The organism is Marinobacterium ramblicola (assembly GCF_019084545.1).
GTDB lineage: Bacteria > Pseudomonadota > Gammaproteobacteria > Pseudomonadales > Balneatricaceae > Marinobacterium_D > Marinobacterium_D ramblicola.
Map to the genome: position 1 here is coordinate 17,855 of NZ_JAHREP010000003.1, position 26,943 is coordinate 44,797.

Here is a 26,943-nt window from a genome sequence, read left to right on the forward strand (position 1 = left end):
AGGAAACCTGTTGATGAAGGGAGCCATCCATGAGCGATCTGCACGAAGACCTGCGCGATGACGTACGCATGCTGGGCGAGAGTCTGGGGCGAACCATCTCTAGCGATCTGGGGCCGGATTTCCTCGAACGGGTCGAGCATATCCGCCAGTTGGCCAAAGCTGGTCGCAATCAGGAGCGGCCTGAGCACCAGCAGTTGCTTGAGGCGTTGGGTGAGTTGCACGAGGATGAGGTACTGCCGGTGGCGCGTGCGTTTACCCAGTTCCTCAATCTGGCCAATATCGCCGAAGAACACCATCGAGTGCGCCGTCGCCTGGACAACGCCGCCGTTCAGGAGGCTCCCGATGAACTGCAAGACCTCCTGACCCGTCTGCAGCAACAGGGATACAGTGCCGATCAGTTGCTCGAAACCCTGAAGACGCTCAACATAGACTTGGTGTTGACCGCCCATCCCACCGAGGTCAACCGTCGCACCCTGATCCAGAAATATGACGCCATCACCGAGTGCCTCAAGCAGCTTGACCGCGGCGCGCCCTGCCAGACCCGCGTCGATGAGCTGATCAACCAGATTTGGCATACCGACGAGATCCGCAAGCAGCGGCCGACGCCGGTGGACGAGGCCAAATGGGGCTTCGCGGTACTGGAAAACTCGCTCTGGTCGGCGGTGCCCCGCTTCCTCAGACGTCTTGATACAGAGCTGCGGGCATCCCTGGGCCGCGGCCTGCCGCTGGACTGCTGTCCGGTGCGTTTCTCCTCCTGGATGGGCGGTGACCGCGATGGCAATCCCAACGTCACCGCCGAGGTGACCCAGGAAGTGCTGTTGCTGGCGCGCTGGGAGGCACTGGATCTCTATATCCGTTCCGTCGATGAGCTGCGTGGCGAGCTGTCGATGTTCAGGGCCAGCGCCGAGATGAAGGCGGTGGTCGGCGACGTGGACGAGCCCTACCGCACGCTGTTGGGTTCGCTCAAGCATGACCTCCTGATCACCCGCGAGGGGATAGAGTCGCAGTTGGACGGTTATGTTCCCGAAGTTCCCCTGCCGGTCATGCAGCCGGAGCAGCTGTTGGCGCCTCTGCAGCTGTGCCATCGCTCGTTGATCGAGTGTGGCATGGCCGGTATCGCCGCCGGCAAACTGGAAGATCTGATCCGCCGGGTCGCCTGCTTCGGCTTGACCATGGTGCGCCTGGATATACGGCAGAACGCCGACAGGCACGCGGCGGTGCTCGATGAGCTCACCGGATTTTACGGTCTGGGTCGTTACACCCAGTGGAGTGAAACCGACAAGCAGGCGTTCCTGTTGCGGGAGTTGAACTCACGCCGACCGTTGTTGCCAAGGCAGTGGACCCCCAGTGCGGAGGTGCAGGAGGTGCTCGACACCTGCCGCGTCGTTGCCGATGCCGATCCTTCGGCCCTGGGCTCTTATGTGATCTCCATGGCGAGCCGGCCCTCGGATGTGCTGTCGGTGATACTGCTGCTCAGGGAGCAGGGCATAAGTCACAATCTGCGGGTGGTGCCGCTGTTCGAGACGCTGGATGATCTGGACAACGCCTGCGCCTGCATCGAGGCGCTGTTCGAGATCGACTGGTACCGCAGCTACGTCAACGGGCAGCAGGAGGTGATGATTGGCTACTCCGACTCCTCCAAGGATGCCGGGCAACTGGCGGCGGCCTGGGGACAGTATCGGGCGCAGGAAGCACTGACCGCCCTGTGCGCCCGTCATAAAATCAAACTTACCTTGTTCCACGGCCGTGGCGGTACGGTGGGGCGTGGCGGCGGTCCCAGCCACACGGCGATCCTGGCGCAACCGCCGGGTTCGGTCGCCGGTAGCCTGCGCGTCACCGAACAGGGGGAGATGATTCGGTTTAAGTTCGGCGTACCGGAGCTGGCGATACGTAACATGGAGCTGTATACCGGCGCTGTGCTGCAGGCCACCCTGGCGCCGGCGCCGGCGCCGGACCGCGAGTGGCGGGACGAAATGGATAGCCTGGCCGCCGCGGGACTTGGATCCTATCGCGCCGTGGTCAGGGAGGATCCGCAGTTCGTGCCCTACTTCCGCTGCGCAACGCCGGAGCAGGAGTTGGCCAAGCTGCCGCTGGGTTCCCGTCCAGCCAAGCGGCGCGCCGATGGCGGGGTCGAGTCTCTGCGTGCGATACCTTGGATCTTTGCCTGGACCCAGATCCGCCTGATGCTGCCCGCCTGGCTGGGCTCCGATAGCGCGCTGGGGGAGGCGATAGACAATGGCGAGCTGCCTCGGCTACAGCATATGTATCGCAACTGGCCTTTCTTCCGTACCTATATCGATATGCTGGAGATGGTACTGGCGAAAAGCGATATCAGCATCGCGGCATATTACGAGCAGCGGCTGGTCTCCCCTGAGCTGACCGCGTTGGGCTCTGCGCTGAGAGCACGTCTGCTCAAAGCGGTGGAGCAGGTCAAACAGGTCAAGAGCGTTAAACAGCTGCTTGACCAGAACCCGGTCATTCGCCAGTCGATCGATGTGCGTAACCCCTATATCGACCCCTTGCATTTCCTGCAGGCCGAGTTGTTATACCGCGATCGCAATCAGCCGGACCAGAGGCTGGAGCAGGCACTGATGGTGACGATGGCGGGGATTTCTGCCGGGATGCGAAACACCGGCTAGCCTCGGGCTGGCCGGATTAGTTGAACTGGTAGGGGCTGATGGCGTACTCTGCTCGTTTCGCCTGACCAAAGTGGGCCCAATTGTTAGTGCTAATGTCGAATTGTGGCGGGCATGGGGTCAGGCTAAGGTCTCTGTCATCAAGGACCGGGACAATAACAATTACAGAAACCCTATCTGTGGCTGAGCGGCGAATGGCCCGGCGCGCAGAGTCAGGTTCAAGAATTCAGTTTTACTGGCTTACAGCAATTATCAGGAGAAAACCCTCTCATGCGTATTATTCTTCTTGGCGCTCCAGGTGCCGGTAAGGGGACTCAGGCACAGTACATCACCGAAAAGTTCGGCATTCCACAGATCTCGACCGGTGACATGCTGCGCGCCGCCGTCAAAGCCGGCACCCCTCTGGGCCTGCAGGCCAAAAAGGTGATGGATGAGGGTGGTCTGGTCTCCGATGACATCATCATCGGTCTGGTGAAAGAACGTATTACCGAAGCGGATTGCGCCAAGGGTTTCCTGTTCGACGGCTTCCCGCGCACCATCCCTCAGGCGGACGCGCTGAAGGAAGCGGGCGTGACCATCGACGCTGTGGTCGAGATCGACGTGGCCGATGACGAGATCATCAAGCGCATGAGCGGTCGTCGGGTACACCCGGGTTCTGGCCGGACCTATCATGTCGTCTACAATCCGCCCAAGGTGGAAGGCAAGGATGATGTGACCGGGGACGACCTGGTGCAGCGTGACGACGATCAGGAAGACACCGTGCGCGCGCGCCTGAAGGTCTACCATGACCAGACCGAGCCGCTGATCAACTACTACCGTGGCTGGACCGAAGAGGATCCGGCCAGTGCGCCGAAATACGTCTATGTGCCGGGTGTCGGCAGCGTGGACGATATTCGTAACAAGGTGTTCGAAGGACTGGCATAAGCTTCGGCATCGACAATCTCGTTTTGCAAAACAGGCCGTTATCGCGGTCTGTTTTCGTTTCCGCCTGTCGCCGAGCCGGGCACGGCCCGACGGTGAGCGTATCTCTAGCAGGGTGCTCGCGATTCTCCTGTGCGGGTGCATCCACTCTGACTTAACTCAACCCTCTGCTTCATCGGCCTCTGGTCGTTAGTGCACTGCGCTGGGCTTTCGACGCTATTTTAGTGATAATGTGCGCCTTTGTTTTGGGCTCACCGATTGGTCACGGGGTTGTCATGAAAGCGGATATCACCTTCGGCATCCACGCCGTCAGCGCGCTGCTCAAGCGCGATCCAGGTCGGGTTCGTCGCGTGTTGTTGGTGCAGGGCCGTATCGATAAGCGTTTGCAGTCGTTGGTAAACGACGCGGAACAGGCGGGGATTCCGATCAAGCAGGTACCGCGTGTCAAACTTGATGAGCTCGCCCAGGGCGTTCATCAGGGCGTGGTCGCGGAAACCTCTGCGCTTCAGGCCGGCAACGAGCAGGATCTGGAGCGGCTGCTCGAGGGCCTGGAGGGGTTGAACCAGCCGGCTCTGCTGCTGGTGCTCGACGGTGTCACCGATCCGCATAACCTGGGCGCCTGCCTGCGCACCGCCGATGCGGCCGGTGTTCAAGCGGTCATCGCGCCGCGCGACAAGTCGGCCCCGCTCAATGCCACTGCGATCAAGGTTGCCTGCGGCGCTGCGGAGTCGGTGCCCTATATCCAGGTCACCAACCTGGCCCGCACCCTGCAACTGCTGCAGCAGTATGGTATCTGGATCACCGGTACGGCGGGCGAGGCCGATGCGGAGCTGTACGATGCCGATCTCACCGGGCCGCTGGCGCTGGTGATGGGGGCGGAGGGCAAGGGGATGCGCCGGTTGACCCGCGAACACTGCGACCAACTGATCCGCATTCCGATGGCGGGAGAGGTCAGCAGCCTTAACGTTTCGGTCGCAACGGGCGTGTGTTTGTTCGAGATTATTCGCAGAAGACGAACCGCGCCTTAGGATGCCTTATCAATCGACAGGATGTCAGATATGCCTACCCGATTTCTCTGTGAACAGTGCCGCGCCCTGAGTGCAAAGGTGCAGCCGCTGCCGGCGCACAGCGGTCTGCGGCCAATGCTTGAGTTGGCGGAACGCTGGCTCTATCGCTGTCGTCACTGTGGCGCATTTGCCACCGCCCCCGAAGACAGCGGGTCCGGTTGGAGCTTTAACGTACACGGCCAGGCCGTGCCGCCCGGCACTGTCGACTAGGCGCGCAGCCGTTCGGCGACACGCTGGGCGATCATCGCCTCCTCATTGGTGGGTATCACCCTGACCTCTACGCTTGAACCACCGGCATCGATCCGTTCGGCGTGAGCGGCATTGGCGGCAGCGTCAACCCTGACCCCGAGCCAGCCGCAACGGGAGAGAATGCGCGCACGCACATCGTCGTCGTTTTCGCCGACGCCGCCGGTGAACACCAGCTGCTCCAGCCCCTCCAGCGCCGCACTCAACCGGCCGATCTCCAACGCGGCACGGTAACAGAACAGGTCGATCGCCTCCTCGGCGTTGGGTGAATCGGCCTGATGCAGGGTAATCATGTCGGAACTGATGCCGGACACGCCGAGCCAACCGCTCTGCTTGTAGATCAGGGTTTCGATCTGGTCCAGATCCAGCTGCCGCTCGCGCATCAGGTAGAGCAGCACGCCTGGATCGATGTTGCCGCAGCGACTGCCCATCGGCAGGCCATCGACGGCGGTGAAACCCATGGAGCTGGCGATGGAGATCCCGTCACGGATGGCACACATGCTGGCGCCGGCACCGAGATGGCAGACCACCGTTTTCAGTTGGCCGCTGCCGCGTGCCAGCAACTGATGCTGGATGTAATCGTAGGAGAGGCCGTGGAAACCGTACTTGTGCACGCCGGCCTCGGTCAGCGCCCGCGGGATCGCATAGAGTCGCTCCAGCCGCGGTTGCTGACTGTGGAACATGGTATCGAAACAGCCGATCCGCGGTATGTCCGGTGCCAGCGCGGCGCAGGCTTCCAGCAGACGCAGGTTATAGGGCTGGTGTAACGGCGCCAGGGGGATATAGCGCCGCAGCTGTTCCAGTTCCGCTTCGCCGATTTCGACCGGTGCGCTGTACTGGTCGCCGCCATGCACGATGCGGTGGCCGGTGGCGATCAGGCGCACGTCGCTCAGGTGCTGGTCGAGCCAGCTGAGTACGTGCTTGAGCGCCGCCTGGTGGCGCTGCTCCAGATCGACAGCGCCGAGATCCAGATCCTGATGCTCCAGCGGGGCATCTCGCTCATCCATGATATCGAAACGGGCGATATCGCCGAGCAGATTACCCAGCTTCAGGTGATAGAGACAGTGCAGACCGTCATCCTTGAAGGTGTACAGGCCGCATTTGAGGCTGGAGGAGCCGCCATTGACGGTCAGGATGGTATCCATGGTTCAGATCTCCCGAGTACCATGTGCGACGCCAGGGCGCAGGAGGCCAGGCGACCGAGGGCGCCTTCCGCGCGGCTGGTCAGGATGATCGGTACCCGTGCGCCGACGGCGATCCCGGCGGATTTGGCGTTGGCCAGGTAGATCAACTGCTTGGCGATCATGTTGGCCGACTCCAGGTCGGGGGCCAGCAGGATATCGGCCTCGCCGGACACCGGTGAATCGATATGTTTGTCGAGCGCGGCCTGGCGGGAGATGGCGTTATCGAACGCCAGCGGGCCATCGATGATGCCGCCGGTGATCTGGCCGCGGTCGGCCATCTTGCACAGCGCGGCGGCGTCGATGGTGCTGGGCATGTTGGGTTTCACCTTCTCCACCGCCGCGAGTACGGCGACTTTCGGTTCGTTGTTGCCCAGCGAGCGGCAGAACTCTATCGCGTTCTGCACGATATCGCGCTTGGTCATCAGGTCCGGTTCCACATTGATCGCGGCGTCGGTGATCACCAGTGGCTTGTGATAGTTGGGAATGTCGAACACGAACACATGGCTCAACCGGCGCTCGGTGCGTATGCCGCGGGTTTTATGCACCACGGCGCCGAGCAGCTCCGATGTACCCAGGCTGCCCTTCATCAGCGCTTCGGCTTCCGCCATGCGCACCAGTTCGCAGGCACGCTCGGCGGCCATATGGCTGTGCTCGGTGGCGATGATTCGGTACGGGGAGAGGTCGATCCCTTCCGCGTCGGCCGCGGCCTGTATCTTGTGTGCCGGGCCCACCAGCAGGGGTTCGATCAGACCCTGCTCGGCCGCTTCGATGGCGCCACTCAGGCTGTTGTGATCGACCGGATGTACCACCGCGGTGCGGATCGGACGGGCGCGGCGTGCCTGTTCGATAAAAAATTCCAGTTGGTTGTGGGCCGGTGGTTGGCCGGTCGCGATGGTCGCCATGCGGTGCTCTCCCTGATCAGTGCTTCGCGCTAGTCTAGACGGTCGATATTACTGAATTATAGTGCGATGCAGCAAAGGGGAGGTGAAACCCGGGTGGAGATAGTCCCGGGTTGGGGCAGGTAGATCAGACCGGGGTCTTGAGCCTGTCCTGATAGGGGGGCCAGCCCATCGGTTTGCCGCCCAGCAGATGCAGGTGTAGGTGGTAGACGGTCTGTCCACCATGGCTGTTGCAGTTTAGTACGGTACGGAAGCCATCCTCCGAGAAACCCTCCTTCTGCGCAATCTTACCTGCGGCCTGCACCAGATGGCCGACCAGCTCGCGGTCGTCGTCGGCAATGTCGTTAACCGTGGCGATATGCTGGCGCGGGATCACCAGCGCATGGAAGGGGGCTTGTGGGTTGATATCCCGGAACGCGATCACCTTATCATCCTGATACAGGATCTCGGCCGGGATCTCGCCATCGACAATTTTGCAGAACAAGCAGTCCATCGGTTTCTCTCGGGTTGCGGGTTGAAGCACCCAGTATAGCCAGTGCTGTTGCACCCGCTCAAGCAAGCTCGATCGAGATCTCCTTGGGTGGGCAGTGATATGCCTGACTCACCTTGTTGTCCGGTGTCACCGACTCCAGCAGCACGTCGAAGCCCCAAAGCCGATGCACATGCTTCAGCACTTCATCCGTGGATTCCCCCAGCGGCTGATTGTTATGCATGTAGTGGCGCAGTGTCAGGCTGCGGTCGCCGCGGACATTGACGTTGTAGACCTGGATATTGGGTTCGCGGTTGCCCAGGTTGTACTGTGCCGAGAGCTGTTCGCGCAGCGCGCGGTAGCCCATCTCGTCATGAATCGCATCGACTCTTAGCGTCGGTCGCTCGGCGTCATCCAGGATGGCGAACAGGCGCAGTTCGCGCATCAGACGCGGCGACAGGAACTGCATGATAAAGCTCTCATCCTTGTAGTTGCGCATCGCCCTGTCGAGGGTCTCTATCCAGTTGCTGCCGGCGATATCGGGGAACCACTCCCGGTCCTCATCCGTCGGCTTCTCGCAGATACGACGGATATCGCTCATCATGTGGAAGCCCAGGGTATAGGGGTTGATGCCGCTGAAGTAGGGGCTGTCAAACGGCGGCTGGTAGATCACGCTGGAGTGGGAGTGCAGGAACTCCATCATGAAGCCGTCGGTGACCAGCCCCTCATCGTACAGCTGATGCAGCAGGGTGTAGTGCCAGAAGGTGGCCCAGCCCTCGTTCATCACCTGGGTCTGTTTCTGTGGATAAAAATATTGCGCAATCTTGCGCACGATGCGGATGATCTCCCGCTGCCAGGGCTCAAGCAGCGGGGCGTTCTTTTCGATGAAGTAGAGCAGGTTCTCCTCCGGCTCTTTCGGATAGCGGATCACCTTCTCCTCGGGCGAGATCTCCTTGCGCGGTATGGTATTCCACAGGTCGTTCAGGTGGCGCTGGATATACTCCTCGCGCGCCATCTGCCGTTCGCGCTCCTCGGTGGCGGTTAGCGGACGTGGACGTTTGTAGCGGTTGACGCCGTAATTCATCAGCGCGTGGCAGGAGTCGAGCAGCGACTCGACCTCGTCGAAGCCGTAACGCTCTTCACACTGGCTGATGTAGTTTTTCGCGAACAGCAGGTAATCGATGATCGCCGAGGCGTCGGTCCAGGTCTGGAACAGGTAGTTGCCCTTGAAGAAGGAGTTGTGGCCGTAGCAGGCGTGGGCAATTACCAGCGCCTGCATGGTGATGGTGTTCTCCTCCATCAGGTAGGCGATACAGGGGTTGGAGTTGATGACGATCTCATAGGCCAGCCCCATGCGGCCGCGTTTGTAATTCTGTTCGGTTTCGACGAACTGCTTGCCGAACGACCAGTGGTTGTAGTTCAGCGGCATGCCGATGGAGGCGTAGGCGTCCATCATCTGTTCGGAGGTGATCACCTCGATCTGGTTGGGGTAGGTGTCCAGGCCAAAGTTCTTGGCGACGCGACCAATCTCGCGGTCGTACTCTTCGATCAGGTCGAAGGTCCATTCCGAACCCGTGGAGATAGGACGGCGTTTCTTGGTTGCGCTCATGCGGCACCCTCCGTTCGCTTCTCGAACAGCTTGCGGAAAACGGGATAGATCTCGCCGGCATCGGTTATATGCTGCATGGCGAACTCGTCCGGAAACGCGTCGTGCACCTGCTCATACTCGTACCAGAGATTCTGGTGCGGTCCGGTGGTGATCTCCACATAGGCGAAGTACTGGACCTTCTTCAAAATACGCTTCATCAACAGGTCTGAGCAGGTGGCCGAGTCGCCATCCCAGTTGTCACCGTCCGACGCCTGGGCGACATAGATGTTCCAGTCTGCCGGCGAGTAGCGGGCATCGATGATGTCGGCGGTCAGCTGCAGCGCGCTGGAGACGATGGTGCCGCCGGTTTCCCGGGAGTAGAAGAACTCCTGCTCGTCCACTTCCTTGGCGTGGGTATGGTGGCGCACGAACACCAGCTCGATCTGCTTGTAGTTCCGCTCCAGGAACAGGTAAAGCAGGATGAAGAAGCGCTTGGCGATATCCTTGATCGACTGGGTCATCGAACCGGAGACGTCCATGACGCAGAACATCACCGCCTTGCTTGAGGGCACGGGGACGCGGATCAGGTTGTTGTAGCGCAGGTCGAAATCGTCGATGAAGGGCAGGCGACGCGCCTTCTTATCCAGCTCGGCGATCTTGTCCCGCAGTGCCTGCATCTCCTCCTTCGGCGCCTCGGCTGCCGGCAGTGCCTCCAGCGCCCACAGCTGCTTGCGCAGCTCGCGGATCTCCTTGCGCTCCTCACCGCCGAGCGCGATACGACGTGCGTGAGCGGCACGCAGGGAGCGGACGATATGCAGTTTCTCCGGTGAGCCGCTGGTACTGAAACCGGCGCGCCGGGTTTCGAACGAGGTGGCGTCCTTCAGCTGCTTGCGCACCAGGTAGGGCAGCTCCAGATCCTCGAACATGAAGTCAAGGAACTCGTCCTGACTGATGGTGAAGGTGAAGTTATCCTCCCCCTCGCCCTGATTACTGGCCTTGCCCTGGCCCGAGCCGCCACCGCCACCGCCTTGCGGGCGCTGGAACTCATCGCCGGTGATGAACTCCTTGTTGCCGGGGTAGATGCGGGTGTTCCTCCCGCCCTTGCCGTGGTGGAAGATCGGCTCCGAGATGTCGCGGCGGGGGATGGTGACCTCTCCGCCGCGCTCGATATCGGAGATCGAGCGGTCATGGATGGCCTCCTCCACAGCACGCTTGATGTGCTGCTTGTAGCGACGAAGAAAGCGCTGCCGGTTGACGGTGCTTTTCTTCTTGGCGTTCAGGCGGCGGTCTATGATGTAGCTCATACCGAAGACTCCCAAGGTCGGTGACAGCGCCGGGCCTGAAGCCCGGCGGACACCTGTGTTGCTGCTTACTGGGACTTACGCACGCGGATATACCATTCGGAGAGCAGGCGTACCTGCTTCTCGGTGTAGCCGCGTTGGATCATCCGTTTCACAAACTCGCCATGTTTCTTCTGTTCGTCGGAGGATGCCTTCGGATTGAACGAGATTACCGGCAGCAGATCCTCGGTATTGGCGAACATCTTCTTCTCGATCACGGTGCGCATCTTCTCGTAGCTGCTCCATTTCGGATTCTTGCCCATGTTGCTGGCGCGGGCACGCAGTACGAAGTTGACGATCTCGTGGCGGAAGTCTTTCGGGTTGCTGATTCCGGCCGGTTTTTCGATCTTCTCCAGCTCTTCGTTGATCGCCTGGCGGTCGAGAATGTCGCCGGTCTCCGGATCGCGATACTCCTGATCCTGAATCCAGAAGTCGGCGTAGGTGACGTAGCGGTCGAAGATGTTCTGGCCATACTCGGAGTAGGACTCCAGGTAAGCGGTCTGGATCTCCTTGCCGAGGAAATCGATATATTTCGGCGCAATGTACTCCTTCAAATAGCCCAGATAGCGCTCCTGCACCTCGCTTTGGAACTGCTGCTGGCCGATCTCGCGCTCCAGCACGTAGAGCAGGTGAACCGGGTTGGCCGCGATCTCGGCGGCGTCGAAGTTGAACACCTTGGACAGGATCTTGAACGCGAAGCGGGTGGACAGGCCCTCCATCCCCTCGTCTACGCCCGCCGCGTCCTTGTACTCCTGCATCGACTTGGCTTTCGGGTCGGTATCCTTCAGATTTTCGCCGTCATAAACGCGCATCTTGGAGTAGACGTTGGAGTTTTCCGGCACCTTCAGACGTGACAGCACGGTGAACTGGGCCAGCATGTTCAGGGTGTCCGGTGCGCAGGGGGCTTCCTTCAGGGAGCTGTTCTCGAGCAGTTTTTCGTAGATATGGATCTCTTCGGTGACCCGGGTGCAGTAGGGCACCTTGACGATATAGACGCGGTCGATGAACGCCTCGTTGGTCTTGTTGTTCTTGAACGTCTGCCACTCGGACTCGTTGGAGTGGGCCAGGATGATGCCGTCGTAAGGGATCGCGCCCATCCCCTCGGTACTGTTGTAGTTGCCCTCCTGAGTTGCCGTGAGCAGAGGATGCAGCACCTTGATCGGTGCCTTGAACATCTCGACGAACTCCATCAAGCCCTGGTTGGCACGGCACAGGGCTCCGGAGAAGCTGTAGGCATCCGGATCGTGCTGTGGATACTCCTCGAGCTTACGTATATCCACCTTACCGACCAGGCTGGAGATATCCTGGTTGTTCTCGTCGCCCGGTTCGGTCTTGGAGATCGCGATCTGATTCAGGATCGACGGATAGAGCTTGACTACGCGGAACTGGGTGATATCGCCACCATATTCATGCAGCCGCTTGACCGCCCAGGGCGACATGATGCCGCGCAGGTAGCGGGCAGGGATGCCATACTCCTGCTCGAGAATTTCGGCATCCTCCTTCGGGTTGAACAGCCCCAACGGGGATTCGAACACCGGCGAGCCCTTGATCGCGTAGAAGGGGATATGTTGCATCAGCGCTTTCAGCCGTTCGGCCAGGGAGGACTTACCACCGCCAACCGGACCGAGCAGATAGAGGATCTGTTTCTTCTCTTCCAGGCCCTGTGCGGCGTGGCGGAAGTAGGACACGATCGCTTCGATCGCCTCCTCCATGCCGTAAAACTCGCTGAAGGCCGGGTAGCGTTTGATCACCTTGTTGGAGAAGATACGGCTCATTCGAGGTTCCATCGAGGTATCGACCAGTTCCGGCTCGCCAATCGCCTTGAGCATACGCTCGGCAGAATTGGCGTACGCGATAGGATCCTCCTTGCACAGGCTGAGGAACTCCTGCAGGCTCATCTCCTCCTGCTGGATCGATTCATAACGCGCTTTGTAATGGTCAAAGATACTCATTGCTCACCTTCCTGTACTCGGACGCTGGATGTTCGCTTAACAACCTGATTTAAAAGTTGTTGTCGCTGCGTACTACGCCGCCTTCCTGTTTCAGTGTAGTCCAAAGCTCGTGCCTGGGAATGGCCGTTTTACAACTTCTTTGACAATCTCCTTATGCTTAGGTTGCGGGGAGGGAATCGGGCTAATCTTGCAGCCTTGTTACGACAAGCTGCATGAAATGTGCCGCTTCAGCTCCTGTTGCGGCACGATGATCGAAGGTCAGAGACAGCGGCAGTCGCCGCCTTGGCTGTATTTTGCCTTCAAAAACAACCGCTTCAGTCATGATCTTGCCGGCACCCAGAATCGCGACTTGGGGCGGTACGACAGTGGGGGTCGCGTAGCGGCCGCCAAACATGCCGAAATTGCTCAGGGTCAGGGTTGCACCGAGCATCTCTGCCGGCGGGATGGAGCGGTTGCGCACATCCTCCCGCAGCCGATCCAGCCCGGCGCGCAGATCTTCCGCGCTGCGGCCGCCGACGTTACGCAGCACCGGTACGAACAGACCCTGTTCGGTGTCCACCGCCACCCCCAGATCCAGCTGTGGATGTCGGCGCACCGCCAGGCGATCGCCGTCGAACCAGACGTTCAGCGAGGGTTCGTGCTGACAGGCATGGGCCAACGCATCGATCAGCCTGAGCGTGATATCGGTACCGGCGGGCCAGTGCTCGATATCGGCGTCGTCGTGAATGGTGACTGCCACCACCTGTTCCCAGGCGCTGGCCAGGGTGCGGGCCATCTGTTTGCGTACGCCGCGCAGTGGCTCGAACGGCCCGAGGCGTTGCGCCCTGTCGGCGGCAGCTTCCACCTCCTGTGCGGTGACACGACCGTTGCGCTGTGGCACGGTGTTGACATCGATATCCAGGCGCTGGGCCAAGGCCCTGGCGGCAGGGCTGATATGGCGGTCGCGGTACTCGCGGCTGCTGGGTGAGGCGCCGATGAAAAACTGTTCGCCCGCCGGGTTGACCGCCGTAGTCTGCTGTTTCAACTCGCCGACGACGGTACCGCTGTCCTGATCCTTTTCTCCGGCGAACTCAAGCAGCGGCTCCCCGGTGTGGATGGTATCGCCCGGCGCACCGAAAAGGTGCTCGATTGTGCCATTCTGGGGCGAAGGCACCTCAATGATCGCTTTCGCGGTCTCCACCGACAGCAGTATCTGGTCAACCTTGACCTGATCCCCCTCCTTGACGTGCCATTCGAGGATCTCCGCTTCGGGCAAACCCTCACCCAGATCCGGTAGCTTGAAGTATCTCATTGCGGCCAGCCTCCAGTGATTTATCCACAGCATCCAATATGTCGCTGACACCCGGCAGGTAGTGCTGCTCGTTACGGTAGTAGGGCATCACGGTATCCAATCCGGTGACTCGCATCACCGGGGCGCGCATCTGGCCCCAGAGCTGCTCGTTGAGTACCGCCGAGATATCGGCGCCCACGCCGCCCTTGCCCGGGGCTTCGTGCACGATGACGGCACGACCGGTTTTGCTTACCGAAGCGAGCAGGGTGTCGTAATCGATCGGGTTGAGACTGGCGACATCGATCACCTCGCAGTCGATGCCACGTTCGGCCAGGTTGTCTGCCGCTGCCAGGCACTCCGGAATCATCGCGCCATAGCTGATCAGCGACAGGGCCGCCCCTTCACGCAGGGTGAAGCAGCGATCGATCGGCAGCGCGGCGCCGCTGTCTTCGACCAGGGTTTTACTGGCGCGGTAGATACGCTTGGGTTCGAGGAAGATCACCGGATCGTCGCAGCGGATAGCACCGAGCAGCATGCCGTAGGCGCGCGCCGGGGAGGAGGGGATCAGCACTCGCAGACCGGGGATATGGGCCAGCAGCGCTTCGGTGCTCTCCGAGTGGTGCTCCGGCGCATGGATACCGCCACCGTAGGGTGCACGCAGCACCATCGGGCAGCTGAGGCGGCCGCGGGTGCGGTGGTGCAGGCGCGCCGCGTGGGAGATCAGCTGTTCAAGGGCCGGAAAGATGAACCCCATGAACTGAATCTCGACCACCGGGCGCAGCCCCTGGGAGGCCATGCCGACGGCGGTACCGGCGATCATGTTCTCGGCCAGCGGGGTGTCGACGACCCGGTGCGCGCCGAAACGCTTCGCCAGCCCGTCGGTGGCGCGGAACACGCCGCCGTTGTGACCTATATCCTCGCCGAACAGGATCACCTCAGGATCGTCCTCCAGTGCTCGTGCCAACGCCAGATTGACCGCTTCGAGCAGACAGATCGATTCGTTCATAGGTCACCTCCTCCGCGCACGCGGGCCATCTCGATCTGATCGCGCAGCTGGTCGGGCATCTCCGCATAGAGGTATTGGAACATGCTCTCGACCGGCTCCGGCGGTGTGGACAGGTACTCCTCGACGGCGCGCTGCACCTGCTGTTGTGCCTCGTCCAGGCACTGGCGTTCACGGGATTCGTCCCAGTACCCCAGGTTGACCAGATACTGGCGCAGGCGGCGTAACGGCTCTTTCCGCCAGGCCTCCTTGAGTTGGTCGGGGCCCCGGTAGCGGCTGGCGTCGTCCGCGGTGGTGTGATCGCTAAGGCGATAGCTGAGCGCCTCGATCAGTGTCGGCCCCTTGCCGGCGCGGGCGCGCTGCAGGGCGTACTCGACCACCTCGTGCAGGGCGATCGGGTCGTTGCCATCGACCTGTTCCGCCGGGACTCCGGCAGCGATTGCCTTCTGGGCCAGGGTGGGCGCGGCGCACTGCAGATGGCGCGGCACCGAGATCGCCCACTGGTTGTTGTTGACGATCATCACCAGCGGCAGGTGCCAGACCCCGGCCAGGTTCAACGCTTCGGCAAAGTCACCCTTGGAAGTGGCGCCGTCGCCGCACAGGCAGACCGTGGCATGGGGCTGATGGCGGTATTTCAGTGCTGCGGCGACACCGGCGGCATGCAGTGTCTGGGTCGCGATCGGCACTGCATTGGGCAGGTCCCGCCCCATGCCCGGGCTGGCGTTGCCGCGTTCATCACCGCCCCAGTAGAGCAGCAGGTCACACATCGGCGTGCCGCGGATCATCTGCAGGATATGGTCGCGATAGTAGGGCACCAGGATATCCTCTGGTGTCATCAGGTGGCCGGTGACCACATCGATCGCCTCCGCGCCCAGTGAGGATGCATAGGTACCGAGCTGCCCGGTGCGCTGCAGTGCGACCGCTTTCTGGTCGAACTGACGGGCCAGCACCATCCAGCGGTAGTAACCGGTCAGCGGCTCCGGCTCATGACTCCAGCCGGGCAGCTCGCCCAGCGGCTCGCCATCCGCACTGAGGTAGTGGGTCAGACCGATCTCGGTTTTGAACACGGTTTCACGCATGCTGTACCTCCTTTATTCCAATGCGGACCCGATCAGGCCGCATGGTGTTGTGACGCATGGCGTCCATGCAGGCGCTGCTCTGCCAAGCGGTCGGCCAGTTTCTCGATCGGCAGATTGAGCCGGAGTGCATCTTCCAGTAGTCGTTCCAGTGTGGCACCCATACCGAGGATCTTGTCGATGATCGCCTGCTCGGGGGCGCCGGCGTGCTGCATCGCCACCTGGATCAGACCGCCGGAGTTGATAATGTAGTCCGGCGCATAGAGGATGCCGCGCTCTCGCAAACGCTCACCGTCCTCCTCGCAGGCCAGCTGGTTGTTGGCACTGCCGGCGACAATCTTGCAGCGCAAGCGAGGGATGGTGTGTTCATTCAGGATGGCACCGAGGCCGCAGGGGCAGAAGATATCGCAGTCAACCGAGTAGATGGCGTCGGGCTCGACCACCCTGGCGTTGAACTCACGTACCGCTGCATCCAGATTAGCTTGCTCCAGGTCGCTGACCACCAGTTGCGCACCGGCCGCGTGTAGCTTGCCCGCGAGGTCCATGCCGACATGACCCAGACCCTGCAACGCCACCCGCAGACCGCTGAGTGTCTGCCGTCCCATCCCGACCCTGACGAAGGCCTGGATGCCGCTGAACACGCCGATCGCGGTATAGGGCGAGGGGTCGCCGCTCTGGCTGGTGCAACTGACCCAGCGGGTCTCTTGCGCGATTATATCCATGTCGCTGACTTCGCTGCCGCTATCCACCGCCGTGATGTAACGCCCGCCCAGCGTGTCGACGAAACGCCCGAACGCCTGCATCAGTGCCCTGCGGTCGAACGGCCGGTCGGGACGGATCAGCACCGCCTTACCGCCACCGTGAGGCAGGTCGGCCAGGGCTGCCTTGTAGCTCATGCCACGCGCCAGGCGGATGACGTCGGTCAACGCCTCCTGCTCGTTGGCGTAGTGTAGGAAGCGGCAGCCACCGATGGCGGGGCCGCGGGCAGTGGAATGGATGGCGACGATGGCGCGCATCCCGGTCGCAGCGTCCAGGCCGATATGGATGTCGGTCAGGCCTGCGTCTTCCAGCTGTCTGAACATGACGGGATCCTCCGTAGCGGTTTAGATCAGGGAAAACGGTTGAGCCAAATGTGCGAGGCCGGTGGGTAAACCGGCTGCTCGTTTATCTTCTGGATAGCACAGAGTTGGGTAAAGTTCAGCGCGCGGGCGCACTATTTATGAGCACCGCTCTGCCGTTGTGCAGGTGCGTTAAAAGAGCCCTGTCGACTACTGCTATGGGGGAGGCGAGGTTTTCCGCTGGCGCCGTTGTGCGGTGCAGCCAAGATGAAAAAAAATGTTACGACTTGGCTACATTCCTAGTTTCGTTCGGGAACCAGGTCGATCAGGTTCAGCTTCGGCGGCACCGGTGCCAGATCGGGCATCAGTGCCTGATTGGCGGAGGTAGTGTAAAGGGTCTTAAGGTTCTGCTGGATGCGGGCGAAACTCGGATCGGTGGCGAAAGCCTGCTGCAGGGTGGTGATCGCTTCCCCCACCTTGCCGTTGGCTGCCTGGACCGCCGCCAGGTTATTGTACAGTTCCGGGATCTGCGGATTTTGCTTGATCTTCCAGCGCAGCAGCTGCTCGGCGCTCTGCAGCTGCCCGCTCTGCAACAGGATGCGGGACTCGATCAATGAGGCGGAGAGATCGTCCGGATTAAGGGTTTTATACTCGTCGATCAGCGATAGGGCGGTCTCGTAGTCGCCGCGTTCGGTGAGCGCCAGCGCGGCGGCCAGGGTCTCCTCCGGATTGCTGATGTCGGTCGCTGCAGCCAGCGCTTCGGGCGCGGGTGGTATCAGGGTAGAGTCGCCCCCTGCTGGCGGGTGCTCCAGTGGCTCGCCCGAGAGAATGGCGCGCTGCTGAGCCAGCCATTGCTTGATCTCTTCGACACGGGCGTACAGGGTTTCGTCGTCGATCGGCAGATCGCGGATTCGCAATGGCCCTGTATAAGGCAAAACAGTTGGGTTATCGCAGTCGTAGGATTGGCCTTTGCCAGCGCTCAGACAGTAGTTGTCGGAGTCGTTATCGGTTTCGCTCGGGGTGTCCTGAAACACGCTGCAGCCGTTGAGAGTCAGGATCAGCAACAGGCCGGGCAGGGTGCGCGTGAACTGTCCTGAAAAACCGCCGCTAAACCACATGATACGAATCTCCCTCTCCCTAACCGGATGCGACTCAGAGTGTAGCTGTGGAGAGTACCAGACCTGCGAGTATCAGGGCAGTGCCGGAGAGCCGGTTTTGCCAACGCACCGCTTTCGGGCTCTGCATCAGGTAGCGCAGGCGCGATGCCAGGCCGCTGTAACCGGTCATCACGCTCCAGTCGACGATCAGCAGCGTGATGGCGATCACCAGCAGTTGCGGCAGTCTGGGCAGGGTCGGATCCATGAACTGGGGCACCAGTGCGATCAGAAAGATGATCCCCTTGGGGTTGGTGATGTTGACCAAATAGGCACTGATGAAACGCTGGCGCTTGCCGGTACTGCTGCTCAGACCGAGCTTGAGTCCGGTGTGTGAGCGCCAGAGCGTAATACCCAGCCAGATCAGGTAGCCGGCACCTATCCATTTAATGGCCATAAACAGGCTGGGGGAAGCCGTGACCACGCCCCCCAGACCCACGGCAACGACCAGGAGTTGGGTGCCATAGCCGGCGATCAACCCCGCGACTGCGGGGGCCGCGCCGCGGACACCGTGGTTGAGCCCATAGCTCATCGCGGTGGCCGCTCCGGCCCCGGGCGATAAACTGATCAGGATGGCGGCGCTGAACAGCGCCAGCCAGAGCTCTAGCGACATCGATGACTTCCTTTCATAGATGAGTTTCTTTCATAAACGATAACAGCCGCCCGAAGGCGGCTGCTGTTGTAGCACAATCGAGTGATTTTGTCTTACTGGTCAGCTTTCTCGCGGGCGATGGCGCGGTAGGCGATATCGGTGCGGTAGTAGGCATCCTTCCAGCTGATCAGGTCGACCAGTTCATAGGCGCGCTGCTGCGCTTCGGTAACGCTCTCGCCCAGCGCGGTAGCGCAAAGCACACGGCCGCCGGCGGTGACCACCTTGCCGTCCACCAGCTTGGTGCCGGCATGGAAGATCTTGCTGTCGGCCGGGCATTCGCTCGGCAGGTTGATCTCGTCGCCCTTGGCGTAGTCACCGGGGTAACCGCCGGCGGCCATCACCACGCCCACCGAGGGACGCGGATCCCAGTCCGCTTTTACCTGGTCCAGGCGTTTGTCGAGCGCGGCGTTGCACAGCTCCACCAGGCTGGACTTGAGGCGCAGCATGATCGGCTGGGTTTCCGGGTCGCCGAAGCGGCAGTTGTACTCGATCACCTTGGGTGTGCCGTCGGCCATGATCATCAGCCCCGCGTAGAGGAAGCCGGTGTACTCGTTGCCTTCGGCCGCCATGCCGCGAACGGTGGGCAGGATCACCTCGTTCATGGCACGGTCGTGGATCGCCTGAGTGACCACCGGAGCCGGAGAGTAGGCACCCATGCCGCCGGTATTGGGGCCGGTGTCGCCATCGCCGACCCGCTTATGGTCCTGGCTGGTGGCCATCGGCAGTACATGCTCGCCGTCGACCATGACGATGAAGGAGGCCTCCTCGCCATCGAGGAACTCCTCCACCACGACGCGGTGACCGGCGTCGCCGAAGGCGTTGCCCGCGAGCATGTCGCGGATCGCCTCTTCCGCTTCTTCCAATGTCATCGCCACGATCACGCCCTTGCCGGCGGCCAGGCCGTCGGCCTTGATCACGATCGGAGCGCCCTTCTCGCGCACATAGGCCAGCGCGGCGTCCATGTCGGTGAAGTTCTGGTACTCGGCAGTGGGAATGGCGTGGCGGGCCAGGAAGTCCTTGGTGAACGCCTTGGAACCCTCCAGCTGAGCGGCACCGGCGCTGGGGCCGAACACGCGCAGACCCTCTGCGTTGAACTTGTCGACGATACCGGCCACCAGCGGCGCCTCGGGACCGACGATGGTCAGGTCGATGGCATTGTCCTTGGCGAACGCGGCGAGTTGATCCAGTGCCAGTACATCGATATCGACGTTCTGCAGCTTGGGTTCCTGTGCGGTGGCGGCGTTGCCGGGCGCTACATAGACGCACTCCACCGCCTGATCACGGGCGGCGGCCCAGGCCAGCGCGTGTTCGCGCCCGCCGGAACCGATTACGAGAATTTTCATCCGGTCTATCCCTGTATCAGTGACGGAAGTGGCGCATGCCGGTGAACACCATCGCCAGGCCGTGCTCGTCGGCGGCGTCGATCACCTCCTGATCGCGCATGGAACCGCCCGGCTGAATCACCGCGCTGATACCGGCGGCGGCAGCGGCGTCGATACCATCGCGGAACGGGAAGAAGGCGTCGGAGGCCATCACCGAGCCTTTCACCTCCAGCCCTTCGTCAGCGGCCTTGATGCCGGCGATCTTGGCGGAGTAGACACGGCTCATCTGGCCGGCGCCGATGCCGATGGTCTGGCCGTTCTTGGCGTAGACGATGGCGTTGGATTTGACGAACTTTGCCACTTCCCAGCAGAACAGCAGATCGCGGATCTCCTGCTCGCTCGGCTGCTTCTTGCTGACGATCTTGAGCTGGGAGGCGTCGACCATGCCCAGATCGCGATCCTGTACCAGCAGGCCGCCGTTGACGCGCTTGTAGTCGAACCCCTTGGCGCGCTGGTTGTCCCACTCGCCGCATTCGAGCAGGCGTACATTGGGCTTGCCGGCGACGATGTCGGAGGCTTCCTGGGTCACCTTCGGGGCGATGATCACCTCGACGAACTGACGCTCGACGATCACCTTGGCGGTCTCGCCGTCCAGCTCACGGTTGAACGCGATGATGCCGCCGAATGCGGAGGTGGGGTCGGTCTGGAAGGCACGGTTATAGGCCTCCAGAATGTCGTTGCCGATCGCCACGCCGCAGGGGTTGGCATGCTTGACGATGACGCAGGCCGGTTCCTGGAACGGCTTGACGCACTCCAGCGCCGCGTCGGTGTCGGCCACGTTGTTGTAAGAGAGCGCCTTGCCCTGCAGCTGACGAGCGGTGGAAACGCTCGGCTCTGACGGGTTCGCTTCGACGTAGAACGCCGCGCGCTGGTGCGGGTTTTCGCCGTAGCGCATATCCTGCGCCTTGATGAACTGGGTATTGAAGGTGCGCGGGAAGTCGGCCGGGACCTCCTCGTCGCCCTCGATGACAGCGCCGAGGTAGTTGGCGATCATACCGTCGTAGGCGGCGGTGTGTTCGAACGCCTGTACCGCTAGATCGAAACGGGTCTTCAGGCTGAGGCCGCCGTCGCGCTCGAGCTCCTTGAGGATCGGCTCATAGCTGCTGGCGTTGACGACAATCGCCACATCCTTATGGTTTTTGGCTGCCGAACGCACCATGGTCGGGCCGCCGATATCGATGTTCTCGATCGCCATCGGCAGGTCGCAGTCCGGGCGGGCGATAGTCTGAGCGAAGGGGTAGAGGTTGACCACGACCATATCGATGGGATCGATGCCGTGCTCCGCCATCACCGCATCGTCGGTGCCGCGGCGGCCGAGGATGCCACCGTGAACCTTCGGGTGCAGCGTTTTGACGCGGCCTGCCATCATCTCCGGGAAACCGGTGTAGTCGGACACTTCGGTGGCCGGGATATCGCTCTCGCGCAGCAGCTTGAAGGTGCCTCCGGTGGAGAGGATCTCGACGCCGCGCGCGTTCAGTGCACGGGCGAAGTCTACGATACCGGTTTTGTCCGACACGCTGATCAGCGCGCGGCGAATGGGGGTTGTGTTCTGCTCAGACATATTCTCGGGTTCGCTTCTCTCGGTTCGCTCGATTGCTCTCGATTAGAGCAGGCCGTACTGCTTCAGTTTTTTGCGCAGGGTGCCGCGGTTGAGGCCGAGGACCTCGGACGCGCGGGTCTGGTTATCCTTGGTGTACGCCATCACACTCTCAAACAGCGGCGCTTCGATCTCTGACAGGACCATCTGGTACACGTCGGTAACCGGCTGACCGTCCAGCTGCTTGAAGTAGCTGGTCAGAGACTGGTGCACGGTGTCGCGCAGAGTCTGCGCCGGCATGCCAGACTGCGGCTGGGTGGTGTGTGCATACTGTTCCAAATCTTTGCTTTCCACTGTACTCATGTACCCAATCCTGGATTCAGGCGGCGGCCGACGCTGCCAATAAGGCAGAAACGGCGTTGACCTGATCGCTTGTTGTTTCTAGTTGATTGAAATGCTTCCTGAACCCGGCAGACTCCGGGTGTTGCTGCAGATACCAGCCCACATGCTTGCGTGCGATGCGCACGCCCATGTAGTCACCGTAGAAGGTATATAAGGCTTCCAGATGGCCTGTCAGAATCTGCAGCATCTCCTCTGTCGCCGGTGCCGCCAGCTCCTTTCCTGTGCGCAGGTAGTGGTCGATCTCGCGCAGCAGCCAAGGGCGCCCCTGGGCTGCACGTCCGATCATCACCGCCGCGGCGCCGGTGTGCTCGAGCACGGTGCGCGCCTTGCGCGCCGAGTCGATATCGCCATTGGCGAACACCGGGATGGAAACCTGCTGACAGATACGGGCGATGGTGTCGTACTCCGCGCTCCCCTGATAGCGATCGGCGCGGGTGCGGCCGTGCACGGCCAGGGCGGCGATACCGGCCCGCTCCGCCATCTCGGCGATCCGTTCGCCATTGCGCTGTTCGGGCGACCAGCCGGTACGGATCTTCAGGGTGACCGGGATAGCAACGGCACCGACCACGGCGTCGAGGATCTCGCCGACCAGAACCTCATCGCGCAACAGGGCGGAACCGGCGGCCTTGTTACAGACCTTCTTCGCCGGGCAACCCATGTTGATATCGATGATCTGCGCGCCCCGTTCGGCGTTCATCTGCGCGGCGTCGGCCATCATCTGTGGATCGCCACCGGCGATCTGCACCGAGCGAGGCTCGGCTTCACCGGTGTGGTCGAGGCGCAGGGCCGATTTGCGAGAGTTCCACAGGCGGGTGTCGGAGGTGACCATCTCTGAGACCACCAGGCCTGCGCCCATGCGTCTGCAGAGTTGGCGGAACGGACGATCCGTGACCCCAGCCATCGGTGCCAGCACAACCTGACTGTCAATGGTGTAAGGGCCGATTTGGAACATCACACACCTGCCAAAAGGGAAAAGAATACTGGCCCAAGCCGTTCGGCTTAGGTCCGGGTTCGTTATTGGAAGGCGGCCAATGATACTCTTTCGGGAGGGGGGCTCCAACCAGTTTTTGTCGATTTTTTGATCGATTTCGGGGTTGACCGAAGGGGCTTTTTGAGCTTCTTCACAACCGGCTTTCAACTCGCCGGGAGCAGTTCCAGTTGGTAGCTGACGGCATGGACGCCGGGGTCGGTGATCTCCAGCTGCAGTTGCACCGGCGTCATCGGTTGCATCAGCTCACCGCGGCGGTCGACGGGCAGATACTCCTGAGGCTTAAACACCCGGCTCGCCACCGGTCGCCCCTTAAGATCGGTAAAGGAGAGCGACAACGCCGGAAAGGGTTGCGCGAAAGCAGCATCGTTACGCAACTGGATATCCACACTCAACGCGTCGGCGAACGCCGGGTGGGGGCGCACGACCATGCCCTGGTTGACGATCGAACGGTAGGCACCGTTGTCTAGCTCGCAGGGCAGAGAGTCGCAGGCGAGAAGATAGATCGGATGCAGCTCTTCGTGGTGTGCCAGGGTTGCGCGCTCGAACCAAAGGTACTGGCCGGCAAGTGTCAGCAACGCCAGCAGGGATGCCAGGGCCCAGCCGGTGGTGATGAAGGGGTCGTTCTTCTCCCGGCTTATCTCCAGCAGAATCGGTTCGGCATAGAGGTGGGGGATATTGTCCGGCGGCGCCTCAGTCCTCTGAGCCGCGTCGTCGGCAACCTCCTCATCGCGGATCAGTTCAACCGGCTCTTCTCGGACTGGGGGAGGCGGAGCGGGTTTTGCCGGTTCATCTGCAGTTGCGGGTGTCGCCTTGAGTTTTTTGCCCGCGGCGAGCAGTCGATCAGCCAACTCATCGGTATCGGCGGCAACCCGGCTATCGGTCGACCGGGTTTGCACCACCCGTACAGGGTCCGGTAGCGGCTCTGGCTTGGGCTGGATCGATCGTTTCTGCTGAACCTGAATCTCCCGCTGATGGCGTTCGAGGCGGCGTGCCTCGATGCGGGCGTCAAATACCAGCAGGCACGCGCCGCAGCGTACCTGCCCCTGCGCCAGATTCAACTGCCCTTCGGTCACGCGAAAGCGCGAATGACATCCGGGGCATTCAGTGATCAGCGGTTCGTTCATGCGTCCTGGTATTTAGTGCCTGTGAGTCTGATCCAGCCATCCTTTTCCGCTGCCGGCTCCATCGCGAACCACTGTGCGTAGGCCGCGGAAACGCTGTCCGCCTGATCGGCGAGCAGGCCGGACAGCAGTATGCGTCCGCCGGGGCGTACCAGGGCTTCCAGGGTGGGGGCGAGCTCGACCAGTGGCCCGGCCAGTATATTGGCGACCAGAGTATCGGCTTTTACCGCATGGGTTGCTCCGGGCAGACTGACGCTCAGCCGTGATGGCTCCAGCTGGTTGCGCTCCAGGTTGTCGCGGGTGGCGGTCAATGCCTGGGGATCGATATCGACGGCGACCACCCTGTCGGCGCCGAGCAGTAGCGCGGCGATGCCCAGTATCCCGCTGCCGCAGCCGTAGTCCACCACCAGTTGGCCGTCGAGTTCCTGGCCGTCAAGCCACTCCAGGCAGAGGGAGGTGGTCGGATGGGTGCCGGTGCCGAAGGCGAGGCCCGGGTCCAGCATCATGTTCACAGCGTTGGGGTCGGGGGCTTCGCGCCAGCTGGGGCAGACCCAGAGTCGCTTGCCGAACTGCATCGGATGGTAGTTCTCCATCCATTCGCGCTCCCAGTCCTTGTCCTCCAGAATCTCCGCCTTGATCTCCGGATGGGGGCGGCCCTCTACTTTGGGCAGTTGCTGCTGTGCCGAGCGCAGCAGCCACAGGGTCTCCTGCAGATCGTGCTCGGCGGCAAACAGCCCGGTGACCACCGTTTGGCTCCAGAGCGGAGTCGTGCCCAGGTCCGGTTCGAAGATCGGCTGATCGGCGGCGTCCTGATAGGTGACGGCGGCACAGCCGGCGGCGAGCAGCAGATCCTCATACTGTTCGGCCTGTTCAGGGGCGGTTTCAACCTTTATCTGTAACCAGGGCATGGAGTGCTCCGTCAATTCTTGTCGTCTGAGTATGTATCAAAGCCCGGCCTCAGGAAAACTCTGGAGGGGCATGTTTGCTGCGAAACGCCGGAATCGTATCGGCTGTACGTAAAAAGCCCGCGATTGCGGGCTTTTTGACTGGATGAAACCCGGTGCTTAGAGCCCGAGTTTCTTCTCCAGGTAGTGAATGTTGACGCCGCCGCGGGCAAAGTTGGCGTCGCGGACGATATCGTGATGCAGCGGGATATTGGTCTTGATCCCCTCCACCACCATCTCGTCGAGCGCGTTCTGCATGCGGATCAGTGCGGTTTCGCGATCCTCGCCCCAGGTGATCAGCTTGGCGATCAGTGAGTCGTAGTGAGGCGGTACGGTGTAGCCGCCATACAGATGCGAATCGACGCGTACGCCGTTACCGCCCGGTGCGTGGAAGTAGCTGACCTTGCCAGGGCTGGGCATGAAGTTGCGCGGATCCTCGGCGTTGATGCGGCACTCGAAGGCGTGACCGTTGAGCTTGATATCCTCCTGCTTGATCGACAGCGGCATGCCGGAGGCGATGCGCAGCTGCTCCTTGACGATATCGACACCGGTGACCTGTTCGGTGACCGGGTGCTCCACCTGCACGCGGGTGTTCATCTCGATGAAGTAGAAGCCGCCGTTTTCGTACAGGAACTCGAAGGTGCCGGCACCGCGGTAGCCGATTTCGATGCAGGCATCGACACAGGACTTGAGTACCGCCGCCCGTGCTTCCGGATCGATACCGGGAGCGGGTGCTTCCTCCACGACCTTCTGGTGACGACGCTGCAGCGAGCAGTCGCGGTCGTACAGATGGATCGCATTGCCCTGACCGTCGGCCAGTACCTGGACCTCGACATGGCGCGGCTTCTCGAGAAACTTCTCCATGTACACGGTTTCGTCGCCAAAGGCGGCCTTGGCCTCGGTGCGGGTGACCTGAACGGCGTTGGTCAGATGCGCTTCGGTGTGTACTACACGCATGCCACGACCGCCACCACCGGCCGCGGCCTTGATTATCACCGGGTAGCCGATGCGCTTGGCGATCTTGTGGATCGTTTCGTTATCTTCCGGCAGCGGGCCGTCGGAGCCGGGCACCGTCGGTACGCCGGCTTTTTTCATCGCCTTGATCGCCGATACCTTGTCGCCCATCAGGCGGATCGTGTCGGCGCGGGGGCCGATGAAGGTGAAGCCGGACTGTTCCACCTGCTCGGCGAAACCGGCGTTCTCCGCCAGGAAGCCGTAACCGGGGTGGATACCGACAGAATCGGTGACTTCGGCGGCACTGATGATGGACGGAATGTTCAGATAGCTTTGCGTAGAGGGTGCAGGTCCGATACACACCGCCTCGTCAGCCAGACGAACGTGCATCAGGTCTCGGTCGGCGACGGAGTGAACCGCCACGGTTTTGATCCCCAGCTCCTTGCAGGCACGCAGGATACGCAACGCGATCTCGCCGCGGTTGGCTATGAGCACTTTATCGAGCATCGTTCAAAAATCCTTGGGTGGAGTTCGAGACGGGGTTAGGCGATGACGACCAGCGGCTGGTCGTACTCGACCGGCTGTCCATCTTCGACCAGGATCGCCTCGATCACACCGGACTTGTCGGCTTCGATCTGGTTCATCATCTTCATCGCTTCGACGATGCAGATCACGTCACCGGCCTTGACGCTCTGGCCCACTTCGACGAACGGACCTGCAGTCGGGGACGGAGAGCGGTAGAAGGTGCCGACCATCGGCGAGCGGACGGAGTGACCGGCCGGTGCTGCCGGAGCGGCTTCCGCGGCGGCAGGTGCGGCAGCGGGCGCGGCCGGCTGGAACTGTGCCGGAGCGGCAGCGACGGGCATCGGTGCGTAGGCTTGCTGAGGCACCAGGCTTGACGTCCGGCTGATACGGACCGACTCTTCACCCTCTTTGATCTCGATCTCGTTGATGTTGGATTCTTCGAGCAGTTCGATCAGTTTTTTGACTTTGCGGATATCCATCGGAATAGAGTCTCGGTCTTGGCTGTTATGTTTGAGGATGACAACTGCACCTGAGGTGGACATGACTGCAGGGATGACCGCAATCGATGGATC

General features: G+C 61.5%; 24 protein-coding genes. 4 read left to right on the forward strand and 20 right to left on the reverse strand.

Features of this window, described 5'->3' with window-relative positions; translation table 11 throughout:
• Window positions 1-29 precede the first annotated feature (29 nt).
• The 4 genes from ppc (at window position 30) to KQ940_RS02490 (ending at window position 4,834) form a co-directional block, all read left to right on the forward strand.
• The gene (gene ppc, locus KQ940_RS02475; RefSeq protein WP_217411358.1) at window positions 30-2,639 is read left to right on the forward strand and encodes a phosphoenolpyruvate carboxylase; all 2,610 of its coding nucleotides are present in this window, start codon (window positions 30-32) and stop codon (window positions 2,637-2,639) included.
• 267 nt (window positions 2,640-2,906) lie between these two features.
• Window positions 2,907-3,560, forward strand: coding sequence for an adenylate kinase (gene adk, locus KQ940_RS02480; RefSeq protein WP_217411360.1), 654 nt, complete (start codon window positions 2,907-2,909; stop codon window positions 3,558-3,560).
• Window positions 3,561-3,832: 272 nt separating this feature from the next.
• Window positions 3,833-4,585 (forward strand): 23S rRNA (guanosine(2251)-2'-O)-methyltransferase RlmB, encoded by a 753-nt coding sequence (gene rlmB, locus KQ940_RS02485; RefSeq protein ID WP_217411362.1) that lies wholly within the window; start codon window positions 3,833-3,835, stop codon window positions 4,583-4,585.
• 30 nt (window positions 4,586-4,615) lie between these two features.
• Complete coding sequence (locus KQ940_RS02490) at window positions 4,616-4,834, forward strand: hypothetical protein (RefSeq protein WP_217411364.1); 219 nt, start codon at window positions 4,616-4,618, stop codon at window positions 4,832-4,834.
• Here the strand turns inward: KQ940_RS02490 and KQ940_RS02495 are convergent.
• The 20 genes from KQ940_RS02495 to accB all read right to left on the reverse strand — a co-directional run bounded on the left by KQ940_RS02495 (window position 4,831) and on the right by accB (window position 26,850).
• Window positions 4,831-6,015: an acetate/propionate family kinase gene (locus KQ940_RS02495; RefSeq protein WP_217411366.1), complete on the reverse strand. Its 1,185-nt coding sequence runs from the start codon at window positions 6,013-6,015 to the stop codon at window positions 4,831-4,833. The two genes, KQ940_RS02490 and KQ940_RS02495, sit on opposite strands and share 4 nt — an antisense overlap.
• The gene (locus KQ940_RS02500; RefSeq protein ID WP_217411368.1) at window positions 6,000-6,956 is read right to left on the reverse strand and encodes a bifunctional enoyl-CoA hydratase/phosphate acetyltransferase; all 957 of its coding nucleotides are present in this window, start codon (window positions 6,954-6,956) and stop codon (window positions 6,000-6,002) included. The genes KQ940_RS02495 and KQ940_RS02500 overlap by 16 nt, the downstream gene beginning before the upstream one ends.
• A gap of 124 nt (window positions 6,957-7,080) precedes the next feature.
• Entirely contained in the window at window positions 7,081-7,446 is a 366-nt protein-coding gene (locus KQ940_RS02505; protein ID WP_217411370.1) for a histidine triad nucleotide-binding protein, read from the reverse strand.
• 58 nt (window positions 7,447-7,504) lie between these two features.
• Complete coding sequence (locus KQ940_RS02510; protein ID WP_217411372.1) at window positions 7,505-9,031, reverse strand: SpoVR family protein; 1,527 nt, start codon at window positions 9,029-9,031, stop codon at window positions 7,505-7,507.
• Window positions 9,028-10,314 (reverse strand): YeaH/YhbH family protein, encoded by a 1,287-nt coding sequence (locus tag KQ940_RS02515; RefSeq protein ID WP_217411374.1) that lies wholly within the window; start codon window positions 10,312-10,314, stop codon window positions 9,028-9,030. The genes KQ940_RS02510 and KQ940_RS02515 overlap by 4 nt, the downstream gene beginning before the upstream one ends.
• 65 nt (window positions 10,315-10,379) lie before the next feature.
• Window positions 10,380-12,302 (reverse strand): PrkA family serine protein kinase, encoded by a 1,923-nt coding sequence (locus KQ940_RS02520; protein ID WP_217411377.1) that lies wholly within the window; start codon window positions 12,300-12,302, stop codon window positions 10,380-10,382.
• Between the two features lie 181 nt (window positions 12,303-12,483).
• A complete protein-coding gene (locus KQ940_RS02525) occupies window positions 12,484-13,593 on the reverse strand; it encodes a dihydrolipoamide acetyltransferase family protein (RefSeq protein ID WP_217411379.1) in 1,110 nt (369 codons plus the stop codon).
• The gene (locus KQ940_RS02530; RefSeq protein WP_217411381.1) at window positions 13,562-14,578 is read right to left on the reverse strand and encodes an alpha-ketoacid dehydrogenase subunit beta; all 1,017 of its coding nucleotides are present in this window, start codon (window positions 14,576-14,578) and stop codon (window positions 13,562-13,564) included. The genes KQ940_RS02525 and KQ940_RS02530 overlap by 32 nt, the downstream gene beginning before the upstream one ends.
• Window positions 14,575-15,654 (reverse strand): pyruvate dehydrogenase (acetyl-transferring) E1 component subunit alpha, encoded by a 1,080-nt coding sequence (gene pdhA, locus KQ940_RS02535; protein ID WP_217411383.1) that lies wholly within the window; start codon window positions 15,652-15,654, stop codon window positions 14,575-14,577. The genes KQ940_RS02530 and pdhA overlap by 4 nt, the downstream gene beginning before the upstream one ends.
• Before the next feature lie 32 nt (window positions 15,655-15,686).
• On the reverse strand, window positions 15,687-16,733 hold the full coding sequence (locus KQ940_RS02540) for a Leu/Phe/Val dehydrogenase (RefSeq protein ID WP_217411385.1): 1,047 nt from the start codon (window positions 16,731-16,733) through the stop codon (window positions 15,687-15,689).
• 275 nt (window positions 16,734-17,008) lie between these two features.
• Window positions 17,009-17,827, reverse strand: coding sequence for a tetratricopeptide repeat protein (locus tag KQ940_RS02545; RefSeq protein ID WP_217411387.1), 819 nt, complete (start codon window positions 17,825-17,827; stop codon window positions 17,009-17,011).
• A gap of 34 nt (window positions 17,828-17,861) precedes the next feature.
• Window positions 17,862-18,476 carry a LysE family transporter gene (locus KQ940_RS02550; protein ID WP_217411389.1) on the reverse strand — a complete coding sequence of 205 codons (615 nt, stop codon included), beginning with the start codon at window positions 18,474-18,476 and terminating at the stop codon, window positions 17,862-17,864.
• 92 nt (window positions 18,477-18,568) lie between these two features.
• On the reverse strand, window positions 18,569-19,858 hold the full coding sequence (gene purD, locus KQ940_RS02555; RefSeq protein WP_217411391.1) for a phosphoribosylamine--glycine ligase: 1,290 nt from the start codon (window positions 19,856-19,858) through the stop codon (window positions 18,569-18,571).
• A gap of 16 nt (window positions 19,859-19,874) precedes the next feature.
• Complete coding sequence (gene purH, locus KQ940_RS02560; RefSeq protein WP_217411393.1) at window positions 19,875-21,458, reverse strand: bifunctional phosphoribosylaminoimidazolecarboxamide formyltransferase/IMP cyclohydrolase; 1,584 nt, start codon at window positions 21,456-21,458, stop codon at window positions 19,875-19,877.
• A gap of 42 nt (window positions 21,459-21,500) precedes the next feature.
• The gene (gene fis / locus KQ940_RS02565) at window positions 21,501-21,797 is read right to left on the reverse strand and encodes a DNA-binding transcriptional regulator Fis (RefSeq protein WP_217411395.1); all 297 of its coding nucleotides are present in this window, start codon (window positions 21,795-21,797) and stop codon (window positions 21,501-21,503) included.
• A 16-nt stretch (window positions 21,798-21,813) separates the two neighbouring features.
• Window positions 21,814-22,788 carry a tRNA dihydrouridine synthase DusB gene (gene dusB / locus KQ940_RS02570; protein WP_217411397.1) on the reverse strand — a complete coding sequence of 325 codons (975 nt, stop codon included), beginning with the start codon at window positions 22,786-22,788 and terminating at the stop codon, window positions 21,814-21,816.
• Window positions 22,789-22,970: 182 nt separating this feature from the next.
• A complete protein-coding gene (locus KQ940_RS02575; protein WP_217411399.1) occupies window positions 22,971-23,951 on the reverse strand; it encodes a zinc-ribbon and DUF3426 domain-containing protein in 981 nt (326 codons plus the stop codon).
• Complete coding sequence (gene prmA / locus KQ940_RS02580; RefSeq protein WP_217411401.1) at window positions 23,948-24,856, reverse strand: 50S ribosomal protein L11 methyltransferase; 909 nt, start codon at window positions 24,854-24,856, stop codon at window positions 23,948-23,950. Before prmA ends, KQ940_RS02575 begins: the two co-directional genes overlap by 4 nt.
• Window positions 24,857-25,012: 156 nt before the next feature.
• A complete protein-coding gene (accC, locus tag KQ940_RS02585; RefSeq protein WP_217411403.1) occupies window positions 25,013-26,353 on the reverse strand; it encodes an acetyl-CoA carboxylase biotin carboxylase subunit in 1,341 nt (446 codons plus the stop codon).
• Between the two features lie 35 nt (window positions 26,354-26,388).
• Complete coding sequence (gene accB, locus KQ940_RS02590; protein WP_217411405.1) at window positions 26,389-26,850, reverse strand: acetyl-CoA carboxylase biotin carboxyl carrier protein; 462 nt, start codon at window positions 26,848-26,850, stop codon at window positions 26,389-26,391.
• Between the last annotated feature and the right edge of the window lie 93 nt (window positions 26,851-26,943).